This window comes from Prevotella mikamonis (genome assembly GCF_055381405.1).
In genome coordinates this window covers 270,889-293,501 of record NZ_AP035785.1, presented here as the reverse complement: position 1 = coordinate 293,501, position 22,613 = coordinate 270,889, and the positions used below count along the sequence as shown (strand labels likewise).

The following is a 22,613-nucleotide window of genomic DNA, read 5'->3' as shown; positions in this document are numbered from 1 at the left end:
GGTTTTATATATCATTTTGTCAAATTCATGCGTCGCCAGAGAAAATCGGGTATCAACCGCCAGAAAAAGGTCAGGATGGCGTAGCGTGTATCAATCACTGCCACATGGCGATGGGCTGATATGCAGCGGACAATATCGCGTGCCACACGCTCCTTACTCATCAGCATGGGATAATGACCGCCCGACAACAGAGGGGTATCTACAAAGCCCGGACGAATATCGGTGAAGGTAATGGCAAGCCGACGGCTATGGGCCAACTGCTCCAGTGCCTGAATATAGATAGACTGATAGGCCTTGGTAGCACTGTAGGAAGGAGCAGGACCTAATCCCTTAGTGCCGGCTATAGACGAGACAACGGCTATATGCCCCTGTCCCTGCTTCTCCATGAGGTGAAACATGGTATCTATCAAGCGGGTAAAACCCACGACATTGGTGTCGACAGTGGCGGCCTCGATACCCGGTTCGAGCATCGGATTCTGTTTTCCGATACCGGACATGTGGATATAAAGGTCTATCCGTCCCATCTCATCGGCCAGACGAGACAACAACGTGGGCGCATCCTCGTACGTCACATCTATCTGTGCAATGCCAACCTGTGCAGGATACTGCGCCTGAATCTCCTGCAATGCCTCTAAACGACGCGCTGCAATACCGATATGCCAACCAGCCTGGCACAGAAGCAGGGCTACCTCGCGGCCTATCCCCGACGAAGCCCCCATGATAATAGCCTTTTTCATGGTGCACAAAGTTAATTATTTTTGATTAAAATATAAATCTTTAGCAGATAAAATCAAAATAAACACGTATCTTTGCATCATATCTCTCTGAAATCAAAAGCTTTATATGAAGGATTTTCTCAAAAACGTATTTGCCACCATCGTTGGTCTCTTTATCTTCGGAATTATTACATTGTTCTTCTGTTTTATCGGTATCATCGGCATGATGACTGCAAATAGTTCTACCAAGAGTATAAAACCCAACTCCGTATTGTTGCTAAAGCTCGACGGAAACATGTCTGAGTATGACGAGACGACATTGAGCGATCAACTCTACGGCAACACCAATGTCAGCTTTAAAACGTATATGGAAGCTATCAACGAAGCTACCCATAACGACAATATCAGCTGCATCTATCTGGAATCAGGCAACCTGAATGCCGACATAGCACAGAGACAGGAGTTGCGCGACGCACTGCTGGAGTTTAAAAAGAGTGGGAAAAAGGTGATAGCTTACGGTGAAGACTACTCGCTGTTAAACTATTACATGGCAACTGCTGCCGATAAAATTTACATGAATCCTATTGGCTCGATTACCTGGAAAGGTATAGGTGGAGAGATGGTCTATGTGAAAGACTTGCTGTCCAAAGTGGGTGTAAGGGTAGTTCCGTTCAGAATGGGCAAATATAAGAGTGCCGTAGAAATGTTTACCGAGGATAAGATGTCGGAATCTAACCGTGAACAGACCGAGCGATATATTCATGGATGGTGGGACACGGTGCTGAATGCTGTGTCCGGCAGTCGCAAGATTTCAAAAGATTCACTCAATGCTTATGCCGACAGACTGATTGGCATGGAAGAGCCTTCGAAGATGGTTGGCTATAAAATGGTAGACAGCTTGTGCTATAACGACCAAATCAAGGACATCGTCAAGAAGGCTATCGGAGTGGATAAAGACGATGAGCTGAATCTGGTAACACCGGCCGAACTGGTGGAACAGAAAACAGTAAGCTCAGAAAGTCGCATCGCGATATACTATGCCTACGGCGATATAGTGAACGACAAGATACCTCAAAGCATGTTTGCTGAGAATCATCAGATTATAGCCAAGGATGTGTGCCGCGATTTGCAAGACTTGGCTAAGGATGAAGACATAGAGGCTGTTGTCATCAGAATCAACTCTGGAGGTGGAGATGCCTACGCATCGGAACAGTTGTGGCATCAGATTGCCGAACTACGGAAAAAGAAACCGGTGGTTATCTCGATGAGTGGCGCAGCTGCTTCCGGTGGATATTACATGAGTTGTCCGGCTAATTGGATTGTTGCCGACCCCACTACGCTTACCGGCAGCATCGGTATTTTCGGCCTACTCCCCGACCAATCAGAGTTGATGACCAAGAAACTGGGGCTGAAATTCGACGAAGTGAAGACCAATCGCAACGCTGTCTTTGGAGCAAGTGGGCATTTCCTCACCGAGGAGCAGTTCAACATCATGCAAACAACTATCGAAAACGGCTACAGATTGTTCAAAAAACGTGTAGCCGAAGGCAGGAAGATGTCGATGGAGCAAGTAGAAAACATAGCACAGGGACATGTCTATCTGGGTGCTGACGCTGTCAAAGTGGGCCTTGTAGACGAGTTGGGAGGCTTGAATAAAGCTGTGGCCAAGGCTGCCGAGCTGGCCAAACTAAAGAATTATAGCACTGAAAGTTATCCCGCAGCAAAAAGTTGGTTGGATAATTTAATGTCCGTATCAGACAACAGTAGCTTCCTGGACAGTCGATTGGAAGCTACATTCGGCGAATACTACACAACTTTCAAGCTCATCAACGATATGAAGCATAGGGATAAATTGCAGGCTGCCATGCCCTATATATTACGAATACAGTAACATCATGAGAACGGAAGGAGATCTGATAAAAATCAATGAATGGCTGTTACCATTCAGTTGGCTCTATGGCATAGGGGTCAGATTCAGGAACTGTCTCTTCGAGATGGGTGTGCTCAAAAGCACCGCTTTTGACATACCGGTTATCTCTGTAGGCAATATAACAGTAGGCGGCTCTGGAAAAACCCCACACGTGGAATACCTGATTCGACTGCTCGAAGACAAGGTAAAAGTCGCCGTGCTATCGCGAGGATACAAGCGTAAGTCGCGGGGGTATCTGCTTGCCGATACCGATACGACGATGGAGCAGATTGGTGATGAACCTTTCCAGATGAAGAAGAAATATCCCAATGCCTATATAGCCGTGGATGGGAATCGTCGCAGGGGCATCAACCGACTCATCACCGACGAAGCTACCAATGATACCGACGTCGTTTTACTGGACGATGCTTTCCAACATCGCTATGTAAAACCTGGTATCAACATCCTCTTGGTCGACTATCACCGCATTATCATCTACGACAAACTGTTGCCGGCAGGAAGACTCCGCGAACCACATGCCGGCAAAAACCGCGCCGATATTGTCATTATCACCAAATGTCCCAAGGACTTAAATCCTATGGAATTCCGCGTACTGACAAAAGCGATGGACCTCTATCCTTATCAGAGTCTATTCTTCTCGACCATAGAATATGTAGACCCACAGGCCGTATTCGACGAAAAGAAAATCGAAAAGGAAGATTTAAAGGATTATAATATATTGCTCTTGACAGGTATTGCTTCGCCACAGCAGATGGAACAAGACCTCACAGCCTGTGTCAAGACACTCACTCCCATGAGCTACCCAGACCATCATCGCTTTACGGCACGCGATATTGAAGACATTGAGCGGGCATTCACTGCCCTACCCGAACCTCGCATCATCCTGACAACAGAAAAAGATGCAGCACGCCTAAGTATCTTAGACGGTTTCAGCGAGGACACACGAAAGCATCTCTATGCGCTCCCTATTCAGACAAAATTCATGCTCGACGATGAAGAGCTATTCAATAATAAAATCATTGACTATGTACGAAAGAATTCAAGAAACAGCATCCTGGTTAAAGGCAAGGATGACAACAAGTCCAAAAACGGCAATCATACTCGGAACAGGTCTCGGACAATTAGCTTCAGAGATAACTGACAGTTACGAATTTCCATATAGCGAAATCCCCAATTTCCCTGTTTCTACGGTCGAAGGACACGCTGGCAAGCTGATATTCGGTAAGCTCGGAGGTAAGGATATCATGGCCATGGAGGGACGATTCCATTACTACGAGGGCTACGACATGAAGGAAGTGACGTTCCCGGAACGTGTCATGTACGAGTTGGGTATCAAGACTCTCTTCGTGAGCAACGCTTCAGGCGGTATGAATCCCGATTTCAAAATAGGCGATTTAATGATTATCGACGACCATATCAACTTCTTCCCCGAACATCCACTACGCGGTAAGAACTTCCCTACAGGTCCTCGTTTCCCCGATATGCACGAGGCATACGACAAGAGTCTCATTGCCCTGGCCGACCAAATTGCAACAGAGAAGGGCATCAGAGTGGTACATGGTGTCTACATGGGAGTACAAGGCCCTACCTTCGAAACGCCTGCTGAATACAGAATGTACCACCGCATGGGAGCTGATGCCGTAGGAATGAGTACCGTACCCGAAGTAATCGTGGCCCATCATTGCGGTATCCGCACATTCGGAATCAGCATCATCACCGACCTGGGATTGGAAGGTCAGCCCGTAACCGTGTCTCACGAAGAGGTGCAAGAGGCTGCCAATGGCGCCCAACCTTTAATGACTGAGATTATGCGCGAGATGATTAAGAGAACAGAATAAGACTATATCAACACATGGAAATATCCGAATTGGGAGAGTTCGGCCTCATCGAACACCTCACAAAAGACATTCAAATCAAGAACGAATCGACGAAATATGGCGTAGGAGACGACTGCACCGTACTTCATTATCCCGATAAAGAAGTGCTTGTAACCAGCGATATGCTGATGGAGGGAGTACACTTCGACCTCACTTATATAGACCTTCAGCACTTGGGATACAAGTCGGCGATGGTGAATATCAGCGATATTTTCGCCATGAACGGAACGCCAAGACAGCTGATAGTCAACATAGCCCTCAGCAAACGTTTCAAAGTGGAAGACATGGAAGCCTTCTATAGCGGCCTGCGTATGGCGTGCGACAAGTGGAATATCGACATAGTGGGTGGCGACACAACATCATCCTACACCGGACTGGCCATCAGTATCACATGTATAGGAGAAGCTGCGAAAGAGGATATTGTCTACCGCAACGGAGCTAAGGATACCGACCTCGTATGCGTAACTGGCGACCTCGGTGCTGCCTACATGGGATTACAGCTGCTGGAACGCGAGAAATCGGTCTACTATCAACAGGTGGAAGAAGCTCAGAAGAAGAACGACCAACGCACACTGGAGCAACTCCGCAACTTCCAACCCGACTTTGCCGGCAAGGAATACCTACTCCAGCGACAACTGGAACCGGAAGCACGTGGCGACATAATACAGAAGTTGCGCGAGGCAAATATACACCCTACGGCTATGATGGACATCTCCGACGGACTGAGCAGTGAACTCCTACACATCTGCAAGCAAAGTCATTGCGGGTGTCGCATCTACGAAAAAAACATTCCTATCGACTATCAGACAGCCGTTCTAGCCGAAGAATTCAATCTAAACGTGACTACCTGTGCTCTCAACGGAGGTGAAGACTATGAGCTACTCTTCACCGTTCCTATCGGCGACCATGCCAAGATTGAGAATATAGAGGGTGTACGCCTTATCGGACACATCACGAAAGAAGAGTTTGGCAGACAGCTCATCAGCAGAGACGGAAACGAATTTGAACTCTTGGCACAAGGTTGGAATCCGATGGCAAAGCAAGATAAATAATCCCGTTTAGTTAATTTTCATTAACCATTACGGGAAACTATCACGCCCATTCGCGATTTACAGCATTTATATATACCTTTGCAACACCTTTTAAGGGACTATGGTGCCATAGCTCAGTTGGTAGAGCAAAGGACTGAAAATCCTTGTGTCCCCGGTTCGATTCCTGGTGGCACCACTTCGATGATTCCGCTTATGGAGCATACGGAATTGCAAAACAAACTATCAGTGTCATTACTCTTCGGAGTGATGACACTTTTCTTTTCTACCTATCCCTACTCCATACCTTCGTCAAAGCCCTATACACACTATATTCCGTGGGCCTCTGAGAAACAAAAAAGTGTGTCAGATAACCTGACACACTTTTCATATTACGTTTGTAGAGGATATACCTTACTTCACTTTATCAACGATAGCCTTGAATGCTTCAGGATTGTTGACAGCGAGATCAGCAAGAACCTTACGGTTAATCTCAATACCAGCCTTATGCAGAGCACCCATCAATGTAGAGTAGCTCATATCCTGTAAGCGAGCAGCTGCGTTGATACGCTGAATCCACAATGAGCGGAAGTTGCGCTTTTTATTACGACGATCGCGGTAAGCATAGGTAAGACCTTTTTCCCATGTATTCTTTGCTACCGTCCAAACATTCTTTCTCGCTCCATAGTAACCCTTTGTGAGCTTCAGAATTTTAGTTCTCTTTGCTTTAGAAGCAACGTGATTTACTGACCTTGGCATAGTTTTCTGCTAATTTAAAAAGTTCGACTAAAAAGTAATAATTAACGGAGACACAGCAAGTCACGAACCTGCTTCAAGTTTGTTCTATCCACCAATGTCTGGTGAACAAGATTTCTCTTTTGCTTCTTTGTCTTCTTAGTCAGAATGTGACTGTGGTAAGCATGATGTCTCTTAATCTTACCTGTACCGGTGAAAGTGAATCTCTTCTTCGCACCGGAGTTTGTCTTAACTTTTGGCATTTTTTTATTGTTTAATTGTTATTTATATAGAGTGGCAACGCATATACCCGGCGTTACGCACCTGTTTTCTCTTTTCCCGGAGATTATTCTCCCTTGAGTTTGCTCAGCACATCTTCGCCATTCTTTGCATTGGCGAACAATCCGTTCTTCTCGGCCATTGCAGCCTGTTCTTCTTTCACGGCAGCCTTAGCTTCGGCCTCACGCTTCTCGCGGTCTATCTTCTGCTGGCTTTTCTTGACCACGGCAGTTTTCTTTGGTGCAAGATAGATAAACATCTTCTTTCCTTCGAGCTTAGGCATCTGCTCTACCTTACCATACTCCTCCAAGTCGTTGGCAAAGCGTAGCAGCAAAACTTCGCCCTGCTCCTTGAACAGGATAGAACGACCACGGAAGAAAACGTACGCACGCACCTTATTACCTTCGTTGAGGAATTCCATTGCATGTTTCAGTTTAAACTGATAGTCGTGTTCATCTGTCTGCGGTCCGAAGCGGATTTCCTTCACTTCTACCTTCACCTGCTTCTGCTTCATTTCCTTCTGATGCTTCTTCTGCTGGTAAAGGAACTTCGAATAGTCAATGATACGACAAACCGGTGGCTGAGCGTTTGGTGAGATTTCAACAAGGTCTACTCCCTGCTGACGAGCCATATCCAACGCCTTTCGTGTAGGAATCACCTCTGAACCGCTTTCACCTACAATGCGGACTTCACGCACGCGTATCTGTTCATTTACGCGATACTGGTTTTTCATTTTGTCATTCTTCATTCAACTATTTTATGTGACAGTTTTTGCTAAACGGCTGCAAAGTTACGCCTTTTCGCCCAAACGGCCAAACTTTTGTCTTTATTTTTATCTATACTCTATTACTCTATCTGTCCATATACTATCAGAGAAGTATTCTCCGGAATTATTCTATCATCATATCAGTATTCCCGAACGATTCCTACTTGCCTACAATATACGACGCATACTGTTCTGACATTCGCTCCAGAAACCGCTGTTTATACAGCTCCACTCCCCGATAAGGAACTGTTATCGTGAACTTTTCAAAGCTATTGAAAAGATTCTCACCCAAAACCGGTGGTATTTCCGATTGAAACCCTATACTCTTCAGCCGATAACAGTAGGCAAAAGCCCCATCACCTATAAGCGAAACTGTTGACGGAATAACGATACTATCCAGATGTTCTGCATATGCTAACGCAGCACTTTTGATGCTTTTAAGACCGATAGGCAGTTCGATAACTTTCATGGAAAAACAGCAGGTAAGTCCTTTTTCGGCTATTTCGGTAATTCCTTTCGGTACTTTCACAACATCGGGAACCTGTCCAACCCAGCTGACAAGACAGGTATCATGGGCTATAACAAAGAAATTATTGACCTTCTTATACTGCGGATTGGCAATCTGAAAACCTTTTCCGTCTGACATCCGCGCAAAATACCCCTGCAACACCGTCCCTTTCCCTAATACTTTTAGCGACGAAAGCGAATCACAATTAGTAAAAGTATAGCTTCTCAACGTATCAACCTGCTCAGGAATCACTACTGAACGCAGGTTACAATTACTAAAAGCATGATGGGAAACGCGATTGACAGCTGTAAAATAACGAAACTCATCAAAATGATTTATAAAACTACGGGCGAATGCAAGTCGAATGTCTTTGACCGAAGCTGCCTCCCAATAGCTTAAATAACCATCATCATCGGTGTCCCAATTAGCAACACAAATTTGCCCTACTTTGCTTTCCTTAAAGACTATCAAGCCTTTAGACTCAGCCAATGTCGGCTTAGGGTTGACATAAGACTTGCTCTGTTTCTTGTCTAACCGATAGTATCTGCCACCATCAGAATCACGACTCAGCAACAAGCACCCACGCTGTATATCACCAATATAGAAAGCACTGCTGTCTATATTCCCTTCCGCCGACTTCGTGACAACCACTAATTGGTCATTGTTAAAATGCCATTGCCACTCTTTCTGTTTGGAAACCTTCTCGCCGTTAAAGGCCATAACGGGGAAAGAAGCCTTTGAGACGAGACGAACATTCAAAGTTCCTCCGTTGATATGTGTATCGCTCAAAGCCACATTTACTTCCTCATCTTTCTCGTGATAGTCCCACCAACCTGTCAACCCACTCATACCAAAGACCTTATAAGCACACATCTTACCATTGGCTATCTCTGGAATCACGGCTACTTTATCGCCTTTATGAATACGCCCCAACATCCTACCGGCATTCATTGCAGCCAAGATATCGAACGTCTTGGTTATTCCTCCTAGGCTCTTCACCGTGAGCGAAGCTGCATCTACATGCTGCACAATACCATAGACATTGTAATCTCTCGGAGAGGTCAGCCGCATATTCATGGGCATTCTCCAACGATAGCGTATGGCATTGCCCTCTTTGTCAAACGCCACCGAACGGGCCTGTATGCGCATAGTAGCTGATACTAAAGAATCGGCCAATGCCTTGTCTGGCGAATCCAATACACGCGCATGGGTCAAACGACCGTCTTTTTCTACCACAAACTCTATATGAACAGTCATTCGTAGTGCCGGCAACGTAGAGAAACATGTGTATCTGAATATCTCCAGCCACTGCTTTGACGGCTCATCCCGATAATTGAGCACCGGCATCTGGGCACACCGGTCATAGACAAGAGTATCTGCATTCTGTCCTTTTGCTCCCCCCACGTAAACACTAAGCAGCAAGAGCAGCATGATTCTCAGAAGCTGATGGCAATAAAAATTCATTGAGTTTCCATATTGACTAGATATCCGGCTCTCACGAATATCTCTATTAATTACCTATATATAATAAGAGAAACCCACAAGCCTTACGTTTCGCTCCCCATCAAGGCAGTAAGAAGCATAAGACTTGCAGGTTTCTATGCAGACATTGTCACCCATCGCCTCTTACAGGCGGTCGGGACGTCTTATCAAATCAATCTTCTGGACGGATATCCGTTGCCTTCAGCATCTCAGCAACCTCTGCATTGACGCGGTCGGCAAACTCTTCCATCTTCATGGTAGCCTGCTCACCACCACCCTGCTTACGCATAGAGACAAGACCTTCGGCCGACTCCTGCTCGCCCACGATAACCATGTAAGGCACGCGCTTCAGCTCGTTATCACGAATCTTACGGCCTATCTTCTCGTTGCGATCGTCAATCGTGGCACGCACACCTTGGCCATCAAGATAGTTAGCCACCTGCTTCGCATAGTCGTTGTACTTCTCTGAGATAGGCAGGATAGCCACCTGGTCGGGTGTCAACCACAAGGGGAAGTGGCCTGCCGTGTGCTCAATAAGCACGGCTGTGAAGCGTTCCATGCTGCCAAACGGCGCACGGTGAATCATCACGGGCGTCTTCTTGGTGTTGTCATCGTCGGTATATTCCAGCTTGAAACGCTCCGGCAGATTATAGTCTACCTGGATTGTACCCAGCTGCCAGCGACGACCGATAGCATCTTTCACCATAAAGTCGAGCTTAGGACCATAGAATGCAGCCTCACCATACTCTATCTTGGCATTCAGCCCCTTTTCCTCGCAAGCCTCCTTGATAGCATTCTCGCTCTCTTCCCACACCTTCGTAGAACCGATATACTTCTCATGGTCGTTAGGATCGCGCAAAGAAATCTGGGCTTCGAAGTTGTTGAAGTTGAACACCTTGAATACGGTCTGGATAATATCCATCACGCGCAAGAACTCGCTCTTCACCTGGTCGGGACGGCAGAAGATATGGGCATCGTCCTGCGTAAACGAGCGTACACGCGTCAGTCCATGCAGCTCACCGCTCTTCTCGTAGCGATATACCGTACCAAACTCTGCTATACGCAGAGGCAGGTCCTTATAAGAGCGCGGTTTCCAGGCAAACACCTCGCAGTGATGCGGACAGTTCATCGGCTTCAGCATGTATTCCTCGTCCTCTTCGGGCGTATGGATGGGCTGGAAACTGTCTTTGCCATAATGGGCATAGTGACCCGAAGTCACGTACAGGTTCTTCGAGCCGATGTGCGGCGTAATCACCTCCTGATAGCCGAAACGCTTCTGAATCTTGCGCAGCATGTCCTGTAGACGCAGGCGAAGCTCCGTTCCCTTCGGTAGCCAGATAGGCAATCCTTTACCCACACGGTCGGAGAACATGAAGAGTTCCATCTCCTTTCCTATCTTGCGGTGGTCGCGCTTCTTGGCCTCTTCTATCATGGCCAGATACTCGTCGAGCATCTTCTTCTTCGGGAACGTGATACCGTAGATACGGGTCATCTGCTCGCGCTTGGCATCGCCACGCCAGAAAGCTCCGGCCACACTCGTAATCTTGATGGCCTTGATAGCCCCTGTAGACACCAGGTGCGGACCACGGCAGAGGTCGGTAAACTTGCCTTGCGTATAAGTAGAGATAGTACCGTCTTTCAGGTCCAGGTCTATATGCTCGCACTTATACTCCTGTCCGTCAGCCTTGAACTCCTTCAGGGCGTCGGCCTTCGATATATCTTTGCGAACCACAGCCTCGTCCAGCTTGGCCAGTTCCTTCATCTTTGCTTCTATCTTTGGGAAATCCGTCTCGCTGATAACGTCTCCTTCCTTCGGCATCACGTCGTAGAAGAATCCGTTTTCGATAGCAGGCCCGAAACCAAACTGTATACCGGGATAGAGTTCCTGCAATGCTTCCGCCAACAAGTGGGCAGAGGTATGCCAAAATGTGTGCTTGCCCTCCTCGTCCTCAAACTTGTAAAGGGCAATGGTAGCGTCCTCATTGATGGGACGATTCAATTCTACTGTTTCGCCATTGACCCCGCAAGATACAACGTCGCGGGCGAGAGCAGGCGAAATACTCTCTGCGATTTGATAACCGGTGACACCCTGTTCGTACTCACGTACAGAGCCATCGGGAAATGTGATTTTTACCATAACAAATTAGCAATTTCGTTTTAATACTTGCAAAAGTAGCATTTTATTTTGTAACGAAATAATTTTTACCCACTTTTCATTCCTCCATCAATTTACTGCAAAGGCTCGGCAGCGACACTGCAAAGGCCGGACAGCACTGCTGCAAGACCCAAACAGCGATGCTGCCGAGCCTTTGCAGTAAATTGGGAGTATCCTGCCTGGATTTCGTATAGAACCAAGCCTACCGCACATGTAGTATATTGGGCATTCTGTAATAGGTAATATGCTGCCTGAAACGATGATTCTCCGTAATAACCCGAATGACAAGCCATCGCCTACCTCCTTTCTATACCATGATGAACTGTTTTCATCACCTCGCAGCACATCACACGCCTTTCTCTCCCAAACGATTCAAATACCGCTGTATCATAAACTCGTCTGTACCCACTTCCGTATCAAACAATTCCCAAAACAGCCCTATCTTCTGGAACAACCCATCTGCACCATCGTCGCTATCAAGCTTGAATTGCAGTTCCTCGGCAGTGATAGGCACTACCAGATAGTGCATAACACTCTTGCCGGTAGGCAGATTGGTGACACAGAAATCCTCAGGCGGAAAGCCCAATATGGCAGCCGAGAAGCCGACATTGCCGGCCAATGGTTCGCCGTCTTCATGCGACACGGTATGCCCATAGCCTATCCAACTACCGTCTATCAACGGCATACGTGCAAAATCTTTGAGCAATCGTATCGGCCAATAGTTGTTCTCGTCTTGGAAAACATCTCGGTCGTCTTCTCCAAGCATCATCTTCCAATCGGCCGGCAAATACATCATGAGTTCCGCGCGTTCGGGCACTCTGTCGTCTATATCTTCCTCGGACAGAGGCATACGATATGCGCCGAGTCCCGATGTGCACAGCTTATAATATGGGCGGTGTTCGGTCGGCATATAGACCATGATGTCTAGATGTATGTCTTCTGATACGATTTCGTGGTAAACGAAAGATTTATCCTCTTTCTCTTCCTCCGTCATATCGCTTTCGCTGGCCAGAAACATCCTGTCCAGCGATTTGTCCAAGGCTACCATCTCTGCCCCTTGATAAATTATCGGGAGGGTGACAGGCTCGCCTACCAAAGCTCTTTTCCACAATCCCAACACATTTTTTACACCCTCATCCACATTGTCCATGCTGAGAACCAGTGATGGGTCATGATGCTTTTGGGTCACGATTACCATATTTTTAAAAGTCCGCACACATTTGACATTGTCCCACTGGTAACGCGAGTAGCGGATAAACAGGCTATCGACACGTCCCATCAGACAATTAATACCCTCACCATCCACACTGATACCATTTATACTATCAGGGAGTTTGTACGTAGCATTCTTGTATAGCTGCACATATTTCGCCAGCACATAGATTTTGACGCCCAGCCCAATTATCAATAAGACGAGGATATGGACATAGCCCTGCCTCATGGCTAGCAGACCGAAAACGAACAACAGAAATAGATTCTGCCCGATTTTATTATAAAAATCTTCCACTATCAGTGCCGACAAATAGTCTTTCAGGCTTGCAGGATGCTGGTAAAAGGCATCCTGACATTCTTTCGTGTCAATCGCTTCATCCTTCAGAAGTTTTTTAGAGCTATAATACATAAGACTGCGTTTAAAATGGTTGATAGGCACAAAGATAGCATAAATCTGATAAAAAAAAATGACAAGCACGGTTTTTCAGGATTCTTAACAGGCCATTGACCGTGCAGTCGCGGGTGTGAAAAGAAAAAACAGTTCTTTTATTTTGCCATTCTATTAACTTCTACTAACTTTGCCACAAATAAAGCTTTATACAATAATAATTAATGGAAGAAACAGCAAAACTGGTAGAGACAATTACCAAAGGTATACAAGAGAAAAAAGGAGAGAACATCACTATCGTCGATTTAAAGGGTATCGACGGTGCTATCACAAAATATTTCATCATCTGCCAGGGCAATTCTCCGGCACAGATTGAGGCCATAACCGAGTCGATAGGCGATATGGCACGCATCGACTTAGGCGAGAAACCTGTCAACGTAGTGGGTTTAGGCACCGACCAATGGGTCGCTATGGACTATGTAGACGTGCTGGTACACGTATTTTTACCCGAAGCCCGACAGTTCTACGACCTTGAAAATCTGTGGCAAGATGCCAAACTGACCAATATCCCCAACCTCGATTAGGACTGGCACGATATTTGATATTTGGGTTTCCATTAATCAGATAAACATTAAGTATGGACAACAGAAAATCGCCCAATGGCAACAATAATAACGAGCCGAAGATGCCCCGATTCAACATGAATTGGCTCTATGGTCTCATTATCTTTGCCGTAGCCCTCTTCCTTCTGAGCGGAGGAGGAAACTCTCTGGCAAGCAATAGCGGAGCAACACAGAAGGCCACGTACGCCAAATTCAAGGAATATGTCGTGAAAGGCTACGCCAGCAATATCGTGGTCAACACCGACAAGAAGACACTGAAGATGTATGTAAAGGCTAAGAACATACGCGACGTGTTCCAGATGAGTGCCAAGCAGACAGGCCAGAAACCCTCTGTCGACGTAGAGTTTGGCTCGACAGACAAATTGGAAGAGTTTCTTACTGCCCAGCAGAAACAAGGTAAATTTACTGATTTCAGCTACGAGAACGACAAGAACAATGGGCTTATCAACTTTCTCGTCGGTACGATTGGACCTTTCGCTCTTTTCTTTTTGATTTGGTTTATACTCATGCGACGCATGGGCGGTGGCGGTGCTGCCGGCGGCAATGTGTTCAGCGTGGGCAAAAGCAAAGCCAAGATGTATGAGAAAGGAAATGACCTTGGCATCACGTTCAAGGATGTTGCCGGACAGGCTGGGGCCAAACAGGAAGTTCAGGAGATTGTGGAATTCTTGAAAAACCCTGCCAAATACACCGAATTGGGTGGTAAAATACCTAAGGGAGCATTGCTCGTAGGCCCTCCGGGAACGGGAAAGACGCTGTTGGCCAAGGCCGTTGCAGGCGAAGCCGGCGTACCATTCTTCTCCATGAGTGGTTCTGATTTCGTAGAGATGTTTGTGGGTGTAGGTGCAAGTCGAGTACGCGACGTATTCCATCAAGCCAAGGAAAAAGCCCCCTGTATCATCTTTATCGACGAGATAGATGCCGTAGGTCGCGCCCGCAGCAAGAATCCCTCAATGGGCGGAAACGACGAGCGAGAGAACACGCTCAATGCTCTCTTGACCGAGATGGACGGATTCGGAACCAACAGTGGTGTCATTGTATTGGCAGCGACCAACCGTGCCGACATGCTCGACAAGGCTCTGCTGCGTGCCGGACGTTTCGACAGACAAATCAATGTAGACCTGCCCGACTTGCAGGAACGTCGCGAAATATTCCAGGTACACCTTCGTCCTATCAAGATAGACAAGACTGTTGACATCGATTTTCTGTCTCGCCAGACCCCAGGTTTCTCCGGAGCCGACATCGCAAACGTATGCAACGAGGCCGCATTGATAGCAGCCCGACACAACAGCAGCTACGTAGGCAAGCAGGATTTCCTGGATGCCGTAGACCGTATCATCGGAGGCTTGGAGAAGAAAACCAAGGTAATGACCGCTGCCGAGAAGCGTTCCATAGCCCTACACGAGGCCGGACATGCCACTGTGTCATGGTTCTGCCAACATGCCAACCCACTTGTCAAGGTGAGCATCGTGCCACGCGGACAAGCCCTGGGAGCTGCCTGGTATCTGCCCGAAGAGCGACAAATCACCACCAAAGAGCAAATGCTCGACGAAATGTGTGCCCTGCTCGGAGGCCGAGCTGCCGAAGAACTCTTCACCGGGCATATCTCTACGGGAGCGATGAACGACTTGGAACGTGCCACCAAGAGTTCGTATGGCATGATAGCCTATGCCGGCATGAGCGACAGATTGCCTAATATATGCTATTACAATAACCAAGAATATCAGTTCCAACGCCCCTACTCCGACACGACGGCGAAGATTATCGACGACGAAGTGCTGAAGATGATTAACGAGCAGTACGACCGTGCCAAGCAGATTCTGACCGAACACAAGGATGGACACAATCAGTTAGCCGATTTACTCATCAAGCGTGAAGTCATCTATGTGGAAGATGTGGAAAACATTTTCGGCAAACGTCCGTGGGTAAGTCGCTCACAGGAGATTATCAACGAGAACGAAGCCAATGCGCCAAAGCTCGAAGACATGCCGGAAGAAGTAAAGCAAGCAGAGGCCGAACATCAACAGAAGTTGGCCGAGCAGACTGAAAGTTAAGACCAATACATAGAACTATGTCTGATAAAATGAAGAATCTAATAGTACGCTCGATTACGGGCGTGCTATTTGTCGTTATCATGGTGGTGTGCTTTTTCACCCCACGCGCAATGGTATTTCTATTCGCGTTGATTACCGGACTGACCCTTTGGGAATATACCGGACTCGTCAACACCCGCGAAAACGTACAGGTGAACCGGTTTATCTCGACCGTAGCCGGCGTCTACTTCTTTTTGGCCGTGGCCGGTTATCGCACGGGAATCACTCCCAACTTTATCGTCTTTGTGCCCTATCTGCTGACCATCGTCTATCTATTCATCAGCAATCTCTATCTAAACACGAAAGACCCCATCAACGATTGGGCCTACACCATGCTTGGGCAAATGTACATAGCATTGCCATTCTCCATGATTAACGTCCTGGCTTTTGAATCAACGGTGGCCGACGGCAGTGCCATTGCGTACGACATGCTGCTTCCACTCTCCGTTTTCATCTTCCTTTGGACCAACGACACGGGTGCTTATTGCTCCGGCTCGTTGCTGGGCAAGCACAAACTGTTTCCACGAATAAGCCCTGCCAAAAGCTGGGAAGGCAGCGTCGGAGGTGGTATCCTGGTACTGATTGTAGCTGCGGTTATCGGCTACTATGCCAATCAAGGCGACACGCCCCATACACTCAGCATTGCCGGATGGATGGGACTGGGCCTTACAGTCGTGTTCTTCGGCACATGGGGCGACCTCGTAGAGAGTCTCTTCAAACGCACCCTCGGCATCAAGGATAGTGGCAATATCCTGCCGGGACACGGTGGTATGCTCGACCGTTTCGACTCTTCGCTCATGGCAATACCTGCTGCGGTCGTCTATTTATACACACTTACGCTATTTTAGACAAAACTACATAAACAATCAAACTAACTACATTAAAAACATGAAAAGAATCTTATTGGCCGCCATAGGTGTAATGGTGGCATGTCAAATCTATGCAGTCTCCCCAGTAAAGCGTTGGGGACAGTTGCAAGTTAAAGGCTCACAGCTCTGTAATCAGGCAGGAGAGCCCGTCGTATTGAGAGGTGTCAGCTATGGGTGGCACAACCTTTGGCCACGCTTCTACAATGCGAAAAGCCTGAAATGGCTGGTCAAAGACTGGAACGTATCGGTGGTACGGGCCGCTATGGGCATTCAGATAGATAACAACTATCTGGATAATCCCGAACTGGCCATGAAGTGTATGACACCTATCATAGAAGGAGCTATCAAGAATAACATTTACGTCATCATTGATTGGCACGCCCACAAGATGCACACACAAGCTGCTGCCGACTTCTTCGGAAAAATGGCTCAGAAGTACGGAAAGTACCCCAATGTCATCTACGAACTATACAACGAACCTGTGGAAGACTCTTGGGACAGTCTGAAAGAGTATGCCCAGACCGTTATCCGCGCTATCAGACAGCACGACCCAGACAATATCATCCTCATGGGATGCCCCCATTGGGATCAGGATATCCACCTCGTGGCTGCCAGTCCGCTACAGGGAGTCAGCAATGTGATGTATACTCTCCACTTCTATGCAGCTACCCACAAGGAATATCTGCGCCAGCGCATGGCCGCAGCCATCGACACGGGTTTGCCCGTATTCGTATCTGAGTGTGCCGGAATGGAAGCATCGGGCGACGGACCGCTCAATATGGAAGAATGGCAGAAGTGGATAGACCTGATGGAAAGCAAGAAAATAAGCTGGGTCAACTGGTCTATCTCCGATAAGAAAGAAACCTGTTCGATGCTGCTTCCCAGTGCATCGTCTACCGGAAAATGGAAAGATACCGACCTCAATGAGTCGGGCAAGCTCGTCAGAAAATTTATCAGACAGTATAACCGATAAAAAAACGAAAAGAAAAAAGAGTGCTCCCTCCAACCGAGAGAGCACTCTTTTTTTGTCTATAACAGAGCGTTTGCCGATACTTAATAAGAGAATTTCACACCTGCGAAGAAACAACGAGGCTGGCCAGGGCCGTAGATATAGCCCGAATCACGCCCCCAACCACGATCGAAGTCGCGCTGATAAGCGTTCGTGATATTCTGAATACCACCGTTCACCTCCATCTTCATATAAGTAGTCAAAGGCCATTCGTAAGCCACTTTTGTATTCAGCGTGAAGAATGTGGGCGTCTGTACGGCCTCCGGAGCTATTTCCTTACCATCTTCCAACGTATGCGCAGCATGCCCCACCAACATCGTACCAGTGTAGTTGCCCGACAACGAGAGCGTCAGGCGGCGCGCCGGATGAAGCGAAGCCGTGAAATATCCGTAGGTAGAGGGTGTGCGCAACATCTTCTTCACCTTGGGAGCGCCTTCGTCCCACTCCGTCAGTTCGTCGTAAAGACTGCGTTGTAAGGTCATGCCTGCCTGTATATCAAACCACCGGCTCATCGCAACCTTTCCCTCCAGATTCACTCCGAACACTTTTGCTCCGCTACCGTTGTAGCGTTCCTGCAAGTTATTCCCCTCACTGTCTTTCTGTTCCAGATTGCGCAAGGCAAACACATCGCGCAACATGGTATAGAATCCTTCTACCAAGAAGTTGGTCTGCACGCTGCCGAAATTGTGGTAGAAGTCGGCCGAAAGACTGAAACTGTGCGAACGTTCCTCTTTCAAATTGGCTGCCAGACGCGTCATGACACGCTCGCCACCGGCATAGCCTACGTGCAAATCTTCGTCGAATGCCTGCGGTGCACGGAATCCACCGGCATAGCCCACACGCAGACTGACAGCCTGAGAGGGATTATAACGCACATTGACACGCGGACTGAAGATGGCATGATGAATCATGGAATGCTTGTCCAACCGACCACCCAAGAGCAGCGTCCACGCCTCGTTGCGCCACTCGTTTTGCACATAACCACTATAGATACGTACTTTCTGTTCCAGCAAATGATGGTAACCGTTGATTTCATCTTTCAATCCATCGTAGTGATACTCCCCTCCCAACGTGAGATGAGCAGGCATGAAACCAAGTCGGGAGAACGAATGCACATACTGACCACCCAACACATAGGTGAAATCACGTGTGCGCCCATAAGCCTTCAGCGCCGTTTCCACATCCTCCGGCTTGCCTTCGGCTATACCACCGTAGTAACTCTTACGCAGCGTACTGCCGAAAGAGAAATATGCTTTTACGCGGTCGGCAGCATTGGGCGATATGAAATCGTAACTCAGATTACCACCATTCACATTATGGTCCAGCTGTTCGGTGATATTCGACTCGTGCGGTGCGCGCTCCAAATGGTTTCCGCCACGGCGGAACTCACCTATATGATGATACTGCAACCGCAACTTGGAGTAGGCATCGAGCTTATAGAAGGCATTCAGACCGAGCGTCTCGTTACGCAGATTGGGCAGTTCGGTATAGCCGTCGCCATCATGGTCGTAACCCGGACGGTAGTGATACTGTGTATAGGCCGACAATCCCGTCTTGCCATCTTCCGACACGATAGAGAGATTGGCCGTCGTATTGTTTTCGATGCTGCCCCCCTTCCCATTGATAGAGGTCAGTGTATGGGCCACCTCTGCGGAGTTTCTCAACGGTTCGCGCGTAATGACATTGACAGTACCGCCGATAGCCGACGCCCCATACAGTGCCGAACCGCCACCTCTTACCACCTCTACGCGTTCTATCATCGAAGCCGGAATCTGCTCAAGCCCGTACACACCGTTGAGCGAAGAAAACACCGGGCGCGAGTCAATGAGTATCTGTGAGTAGTGACCATCAAGCCCATTGATGCGCACTTGCGAGAAGCCACAGTTCTGGCAGTTGTCCTCCGTGCGTACACCAGGCTGGAAATTCAGTCCCTGCGCCATACACATGGCATTGGTAGTCCGAAATATCTTCGAATCAATGACATTCACCAGGTTCGGCGCTTCGCGCTTCAATGTCTGCGTGCGGTTGGCCGTCGTCACTACCTCGTCCAACGAGATAGCATCTTCTTCGAGCGAGAAATTCAGTTCGGACGAAATATTCTGCTTCGTCATCACTTCCATCACAGCCGTGCGATATCCCACCATCGTCACTTCTATCTGGCAGAGCCGTAGGGGCAGATTCTTCAGGTAGTAATGCCCCGTGGCATCGGTAGCCGTCTCCAAGGTTGTCCCCTTCACTGTCACATGCGCATAAGGCAAGTGCTCCCCCGTCTTCCTGTCCACCACATGGCCGTATACATTGGCATCGGTCTTACCCAAGGGAGTGTCTGTTTCGGCATTGACAGAGAATACAAATCCCACCAATGCACAGAATAAAAACAAGCGTAGTTTTACTATCATACTTTAGTCTTATTTTGAGTTAATAATTAATACGGGTATTATGTGCTACAAAGGTAGCACTATACCCATACACTGGCAATACCTATATATAGGCATTCTACCCCGTCAGCCTCCCTACAAAGCGCGCAGTCCGACACTCCATACTGCCCAGCCGGCATACTTGCAAACAAGATACGGCCTACTTGCAATCGCGTCGACTTCCCAACTAAAAAACTGCAAAGCCTCAGCAGTATTTCTGTTCGGGCTTTGCAGCATTGCTGTCTGGCCCTTGCAGCACCGCTGCCAAGGCCCTGCAGTAAAACAAGTATTCTATCTGAACGAGCGCATACGGCCCTACCCCTTGCTTAATAAGTCGACCATCATACGCGCGGCATTGTCGGGAGCGACGGTGTCGCCAAGCGCATGGGCCACATCCTCATATCCTTCCAGCATCGCCCGACGGTCTTCGGTATCGGTGAGAATGGCTTCCAAATGGCTCTTGATGTTCGACACAGAGAATCTGTCGGCCAACAACTCCGGCACGACTTCCCTGTCGGCTATCAGGTTGACCAGACTGATGAACGGTACTTTGATGATATGATTGAACGCAAAACGAATGAGACGAGGCACGGGAGTCTCATAACATACCACTTGCGGCACACGGAAAAGGGCCGTTTCGAGCGTGGCCGTACCACTCGTGACAAGTGCCGTAGAGGCGTGGGCAAGCAACGCGAAAGTCTCGTTCTTGACCATGTGTACACCGCTGCCATCCACATACTGCGCATAGTAGGCATCGTCGATAGAGGGAGCACCGGCCAAGACAAGCTGACACCCGTAGGCTTCGGCCAAAGGACGGGCCGCCTCTATCATAGCCGGCAGATTGTCTTTAATCTCCTGTTTGCGACTGCCGGCAAGCAAGGCGATGATAGGTTTGCCGTCGTCCAGACGATGACGGGTGCAGAACTCCGTCTTCGTCTCGCGATAATCGGCCAGAAATCGGCGCACTTCGTCGGCCGTAGGATTGCCTACATAGTGGATGGGATAATGATGCTTCTGCTCGAAAAAGGGAATCTCAAAGGGCAAGATGGAGAAAAGCTCGTCTATATCACGGCGTATCGACTTGATGCGCCATTCCTTCCAAGCCCATATCTTCGGCGAGATATAGTAATACACGGGTATCTCGGTGTGTGCATGCAGATACTTGGCTATGTTGAGGTTGAATCCCGGATAATCTACCAATATGACAACATCGGGCTTCCACCGTACAATATCCTGTTTACAGAAAGCCATGTTGCGGAAGATTGTGGGCAGATGCAGCAGCACCGGAATGAAGCCCATATAGGCCAATTCGCGATAATGTCTGACACGTTCGCCACCCACAGCCGACATCAAGTCGCCACCAAAGAAGCGGAACTGCGCTTCCGGATCTACGCCAAGCAGCGACTTCATCAAATGAGAAGCATGCAAATCGCCACTGGCTTCGCCTACAATGAGATAGTATTTCATATTTCTTATGATGGTTTTTACGGGAGTTAAGAGGGAGTTAAGAGGGAGTTAAGGGGGAGTTAAGGGGGAGTTAAGGGGGGAAGATCGGGCCAATGCTTCGTTAGACATAACGATATAGACTATTGTCTATTAACTCCCCCTAACTCCTTATTAACTCCTTATTAACTCCTTATTAACTCCTTATAAACTCCTTATAAACTCCTTATCAACTTCTTATTAACTCCCACTAACTCCCACTAACTCCAGCTTCCTCCCTACAACTCCCACGAATCCACTTCTTTTATAAACTCATGAGCGGTGACATCCATCTGCGTAGGAGTGATGGCAACATAGTTATGAGCCAATGCCCAATAGTCAGTATCCTCTGCTTCGGGTTCATCGCAACGATACTCGCCCACCATCCAAAAGTAGTCGAAATCGCGCGGATGGCGCTCTTTGACCACCTCTTTTATCCATTGCGCATAAGCCATCCGGCATGCTTTGACACCCTGAAAATCCTTTCCTGCGGGGAAGTTCACATTCAGACAGATGCCCTTAGGAAGCCCCTCGGACAACACCTTCTGCACTATTCGCTGTACATAGGGCGCAAGAGGCGACAAATCGGCATTCACATCGTAGTCGCAACTGGAGAAGGCTATAGACGGAATATACTTCATGCAGCCCTCCATGGCAGCCCCCATCGTACCGGAATAATGCGTATTGACCGACGAATTGTCACCGTGATTGATGCCACTCAGTATCAGGTCGGGACGGCGATTCTGGCAAAACTGGTCGAGAGCCAACTTCACACAGTCTACCGGCGTACCATTACACGACCATACTTCGGCGTTCGGCATGTTATGACGAGGTTTCAGGCGCAACGGTGTCGTGACCGAGAAAGCTCCCGAAAAGCCCGAACGCCCGGATTCAGGAGCTACCACCAACACCTCAGCAAAGCTACTGACCATCGCTACCAGACTCTTGATGCCATTGGCATGGTAGCCATCATCATTTGAAATCAATATAAAGGGTTTCTTCATTTCTATTATAATAATGTTGAATTCTCTACAAAAGTAGCAA

Annotated in this window: 18 protein-coding genes and 1 tRNA gene; 9 read left to right on the top strand and 10 right to left on the bottom strand. The window is 48.0% G+C overall.

The genetic code is table 11. The annotated features are described in order from the left end of the window. Window positions 1–11: 11 nt before the first annotated feature. On the bottom strand, window positions 12–737 hold the full coding sequence (locus ACZ42L_RS01270; RefSeq protein ID WP_464716398.1) for an SDR family NAD(P)-dependent oxidoreductase: 726 nt from the start codon (window positions 735–737) through the stop codon (window positions 12–14). A gap of 106 nt (window positions 738–843) precedes the next feature. On the opposite strand from ACZ42L_RS01270, the gene sppA reads away from it, so the two are divergent. The 5 genes from sppA (at window position 844) to ACZ42L_RS01245 (ending at window position 5,750) form a co-directional block, all read left to right on the top strand. Beyond that, entirely contained in the window at window positions 844–2,607 is a 1,764-nt protein-coding gene (sppA, locus tag ACZ42L_RS01265; protein ID WP_464716397.1) for a signal peptide peptidase SppA, read from the top strand. Between the two features lie 4 nt (window positions 2,608–2,611). Continuing rightward, window positions 2,612–3,787 (top strand): tetraacyldisaccharide 4'-kinase, encoded by a 1,176-nt coding sequence (gene lpxK, locus ACZ42L_RS01260; protein ID WP_464716396.1) that lies wholly within the window; start codon window positions 2,612–2,614, stop codon window positions 3,785–3,787. Beyond that, complete coding sequence (locus ACZ42L_RS01255) at window positions 3,672–4,484, top strand: purine-nucleoside phosphorylase (protein WP_464703231.1); 813 nt, start codon at window positions 3,672–3,674, stop codon at window positions 4,482–4,484. The genes lpxK and ACZ42L_RS01255 overlap by 116 nt, the downstream gene beginning before the upstream one ends. A gap of 14 nt (window positions 4,485–4,498) precedes the next feature. Then, window positions 4,499–5,575, top strand: coding sequence for a thiamine-phosphate kinase (thiL, locus tag ACZ42L_RS01250; protein ID WP_464703230.1), 1,077 nt, complete (start codon window positions 4,499–4,501; stop codon window positions 5,573–5,575). Window positions 5,576–5,677: 102 nt separating this feature from the next. Then, a tRNA-Phe gene (locus tag ACZ42L_RS01245) sits at window positions 5,678–5,750 on the top strand. 215 nt (window positions 5,751–5,965) lie between these two features. Here the strand turns inward: ACZ42L_RS01245 and rplT are convergent. The 6 genes from rplT to ACZ42L_RS01215 form a co-directional block, all read right to left on the bottom strand. Further along, window positions 5,966–6,310, bottom strand: a complete 345-nt coding sequence (gene rplT, locus ACZ42L_RS01240) for a 50S ribosomal protein L20 (RefSeq protein ID WP_036898932.1) — start codon at window positions 6,308–6,310, stop codon at window positions 5,966–5,968. A 41-nt stretch (window positions 6,311–6,351) separates the two neighbouring features. Further along, window positions 6,352–6,549: a 50S ribosomal protein L35 gene (rpmI, locus tag ACZ42L_RS01235; protein ID WP_464700015.1), complete on the bottom strand. Its 198-nt coding sequence runs from the start codon at window positions 6,547–6,549 to the stop codon at window positions 6,352–6,354. Window positions 6,550–6,632: 83 nt separating this feature from the next. Further along, on the bottom strand, window positions 6,633–7,313 hold the full coding sequence (infC, locus tag ACZ42L_RS01230; RefSeq protein ID WP_464716395.1) for a translation initiation factor IF-3: 681 nt from the start codon (window positions 7,311–7,313) through the stop codon (window positions 6,633–6,635). Between the two features lie 178 nt (window positions 7,314–7,491). Next, window positions 7,492–9,303 carry a leucine-rich repeat protein gene (locus tag ACZ42L_RS01225; RefSeq protein ID WP_464716394.1) on the bottom strand — a complete coding sequence of 604 codons (1,812 nt, stop codon included), beginning with the start codon at window positions 9,301–9,303 and terminating at the stop codon, window positions 7,492–7,494. Between the two features lie 190 nt (window positions 9,304–9,493). Then, window positions 9,494–11,458, bottom strand: coding sequence for a threonine--tRNA ligase (thrS, locus tag ACZ42L_RS01220; protein ID WP_464700009.1), 1,965 nt, complete (start codon window positions 11,456–11,458; stop codon window positions 9,494–9,496). A gap of 364 nt (window positions 11,459–11,822) precedes the next feature. Further along, window positions 11,823–13,097: a suppressor of fused domain protein gene (locus ACZ42L_RS01215; protein ID WP_464716393.1), complete on the bottom strand. Its 1,275-nt coding sequence runs from the start codon at window positions 13,095–13,097 to the stop codon at window positions 11,823–11,825. A 203-nt stretch (window positions 13,098–13,300) separates the two neighbouring features. Between ACZ42L_RS01215 and rsfS the strand changes: the two genes are divergently transcribed. The 4 genes from rsfS to ACZ42L_RS01195 are packed head-to-tail and all read left to right on the top strand — an operon-like array spanning window position 13,301 to window position 17,634. Further along, window positions 13,301–13,660 (top strand): ribosome silencing factor, encoded by a 360-nt coding sequence (gene rsfS / locus ACZ42L_RS01210; protein WP_464700005.1) that lies wholly within the window; start codon window positions 13,301–13,303, stop codon window positions 13,658–13,660. A 53-nt stretch (window positions 13,661–13,713) separates the two neighbouring features. After that, a complete protein-coding gene (ftsH, locus tag ACZ42L_RS01205) occupies window positions 13,714–15,753 on the top strand; it encodes an ATP-dependent zinc metalloprotease FtsH (protein WP_464703217.1) in 2,040 nt (679 codons plus the stop codon). Window positions 15,754–15,770: 17 nt separating this feature from the next. Further along, a complete protein-coding gene (locus ACZ42L_RS01200; RefSeq protein WP_464700001.1) occupies window positions 15,771–16,640 on the top strand; it encodes a phosphatidate cytidylyltransferase in 870 nt (289 codons plus the stop codon). Window positions 16,641–16,680: 40 nt separating this feature from the next. Continuing rightward, window positions 16,681–17,634, top strand: a complete 954-nt coding sequence (locus ACZ42L_RS01195) for a glycoside hydrolase family 5 protein (protein WP_464716392.1) — start codon at window positions 16,681–16,683, stop codon at window positions 17,632–17,634. Window positions 17,635–17,714: 80 nt separating this feature from the next. Here ACZ42L_RS01195 and ACZ42L_RS01190 read toward each other — a convergent pair whose 3' ends face one another. The 3 genes from ACZ42L_RS01190 to surE all read right to left on the bottom strand — a co-directional run bounded on the left by ACZ42L_RS01190 (window position 17,715) and on the right by surE (window position 22,579). Next, entirely contained in the window at window positions 17,715–20,069 is a 2,355-nt protein-coding gene (locus ACZ42L_RS01190) for a TonB-dependent receptor (protein ID WP_464716391.1), read from the bottom strand. A gap of 333 nt (window positions 20,070–20,402) precedes the next feature. Beyond that, window positions 20,403–21,554: a lipid-A-disaccharide synthase gene (gene lpxB, locus ACZ42L_RS01185; RefSeq protein ID WP_464716390.1), complete on the bottom strand. Its 1,152-nt coding sequence runs from the start codon at window positions 21,552–21,554 to the stop codon at window positions 20,403–20,405. 254 nt (window positions 21,555–21,808) lie between these two features. Further along, window positions 21,809–22,579 carry a 5'/3'-nucleotidase SurE gene (gene surE / locus ACZ42L_RS01180; protein ID WP_464716964.1) on the bottom strand — a complete coding sequence of 257 codons (771 nt, stop codon included), beginning with the start codon at window positions 22,577–22,579 and terminating at the stop codon, window positions 21,809–21,811. Between the last annotated feature and the right edge of the window lie 34 nt (window positions 22,580–22,613).

Coding starts and splice junctions, on each gene's coding strand:
- ACZ42L_RS01270 (WP_464716398.1), bottom strand. CDS start 737: ATGAAAAAGGCTATTATCATGGGGGCTTCGTCGGGGATAGGCCGCGAG.
- lpxB (WP_464716390.1), bottom strand. CDS start 21,554: ATGAAATACTATCTCATTGTAGGCGAAGCCAGTGGCGATTTGCATGCT.
- infC (WP_464716395.1), bottom strand. CDS start 7,313: ATGAAGAATGACAAAATGAAAAACCAGTATCGCGTAAATGAACAGATA.
- ACZ42L_RS01200 (WP_464700001.1), top strand. CDS start 15,771: ATGTCTGATAAAATGAAGAATCTAATAGTACGCTCGATTACGGGCGTG.
- rplT (WP_036898932.1), bottom strand. CDS start 6,310: ATGCCAAGGTCAGTAAATCACGTTGCTTCTAAAGCAAAGAGAACTAAA.
- lpxK (WP_464716396.1), top strand. CDS start 2,612: ATGAGAACGGAAGGAGATCTGATAAAAATCAATGAATGGCTGTTACCA.
- ACZ42L_RS01255 (WP_464703231.1), top strand. CDS start 3,672: ATGTACGAAAGAATTCAAGAAACAGCATCCTGGTTAAAGGCAAGGATG.
- thiL (WP_464703230.1), top strand. CDS start 4,499: ATGGAAATATCCGAATTGGGAGAGTTCGGCCTCATCGAACACCTCACA.
- sppA (WP_464716397.1), top strand. CDS start 844: ATGAAGGATTTTCTCAAAAACGTATTTGCCACCATCGTTGGTCTCTTT.
- ACZ42L_RS01190 (WP_464716391.1), bottom strand. CDS start 20,069: ATGATAGTAAAACTACGCTTGTTTTTATTCTGTGCATTGGTGGGATTT.
- thrS (WP_464700009.1), bottom strand. CDS start 11,458: ATGGTAAAAATCACATTTCCCGATGGCTCTGTACGTGAGTACGAACAG.
- rpmI (WP_464700015.1), bottom strand. CDS start 6,549: ATGCCAAAAGTTAAGACAAACTCCGGTGCGAAGAAGAGATTCACTTTC.
- ACZ42L_RS01195 (WP_464716392.1), top strand. CDS start 16,681: ATGAAAAGAATCTTATTGGCCGCCATAGGTGTAATGGTGGCATGTCAA.
- ACZ42L_RS01215 (WP_464716393.1), bottom strand. CDS start 13,097: ATGTATTATAGCTCTAAAAAACTTCTGAAGGATGAAGCGATTGACACG.
- ftsH (WP_464703217.1), top strand. CDS start 13,714: ATGGACAACAGAAAATCGCCCAATGGCAACAATAATAACGAGCCGAAG.
- rsfS (WP_464700005.1), top strand. CDS start 13,301: ATGGAAGAAACAGCAAAACTGGTAGAGACAATTACCAAAGGTATACAA.
- ACZ42L_RS01225 (WP_464716394.1), bottom strand. CDS start 9,303: ATGAATTTTTATTGCCATCAGCTTCTGAGAATCATGCTGCTCTTGCTG.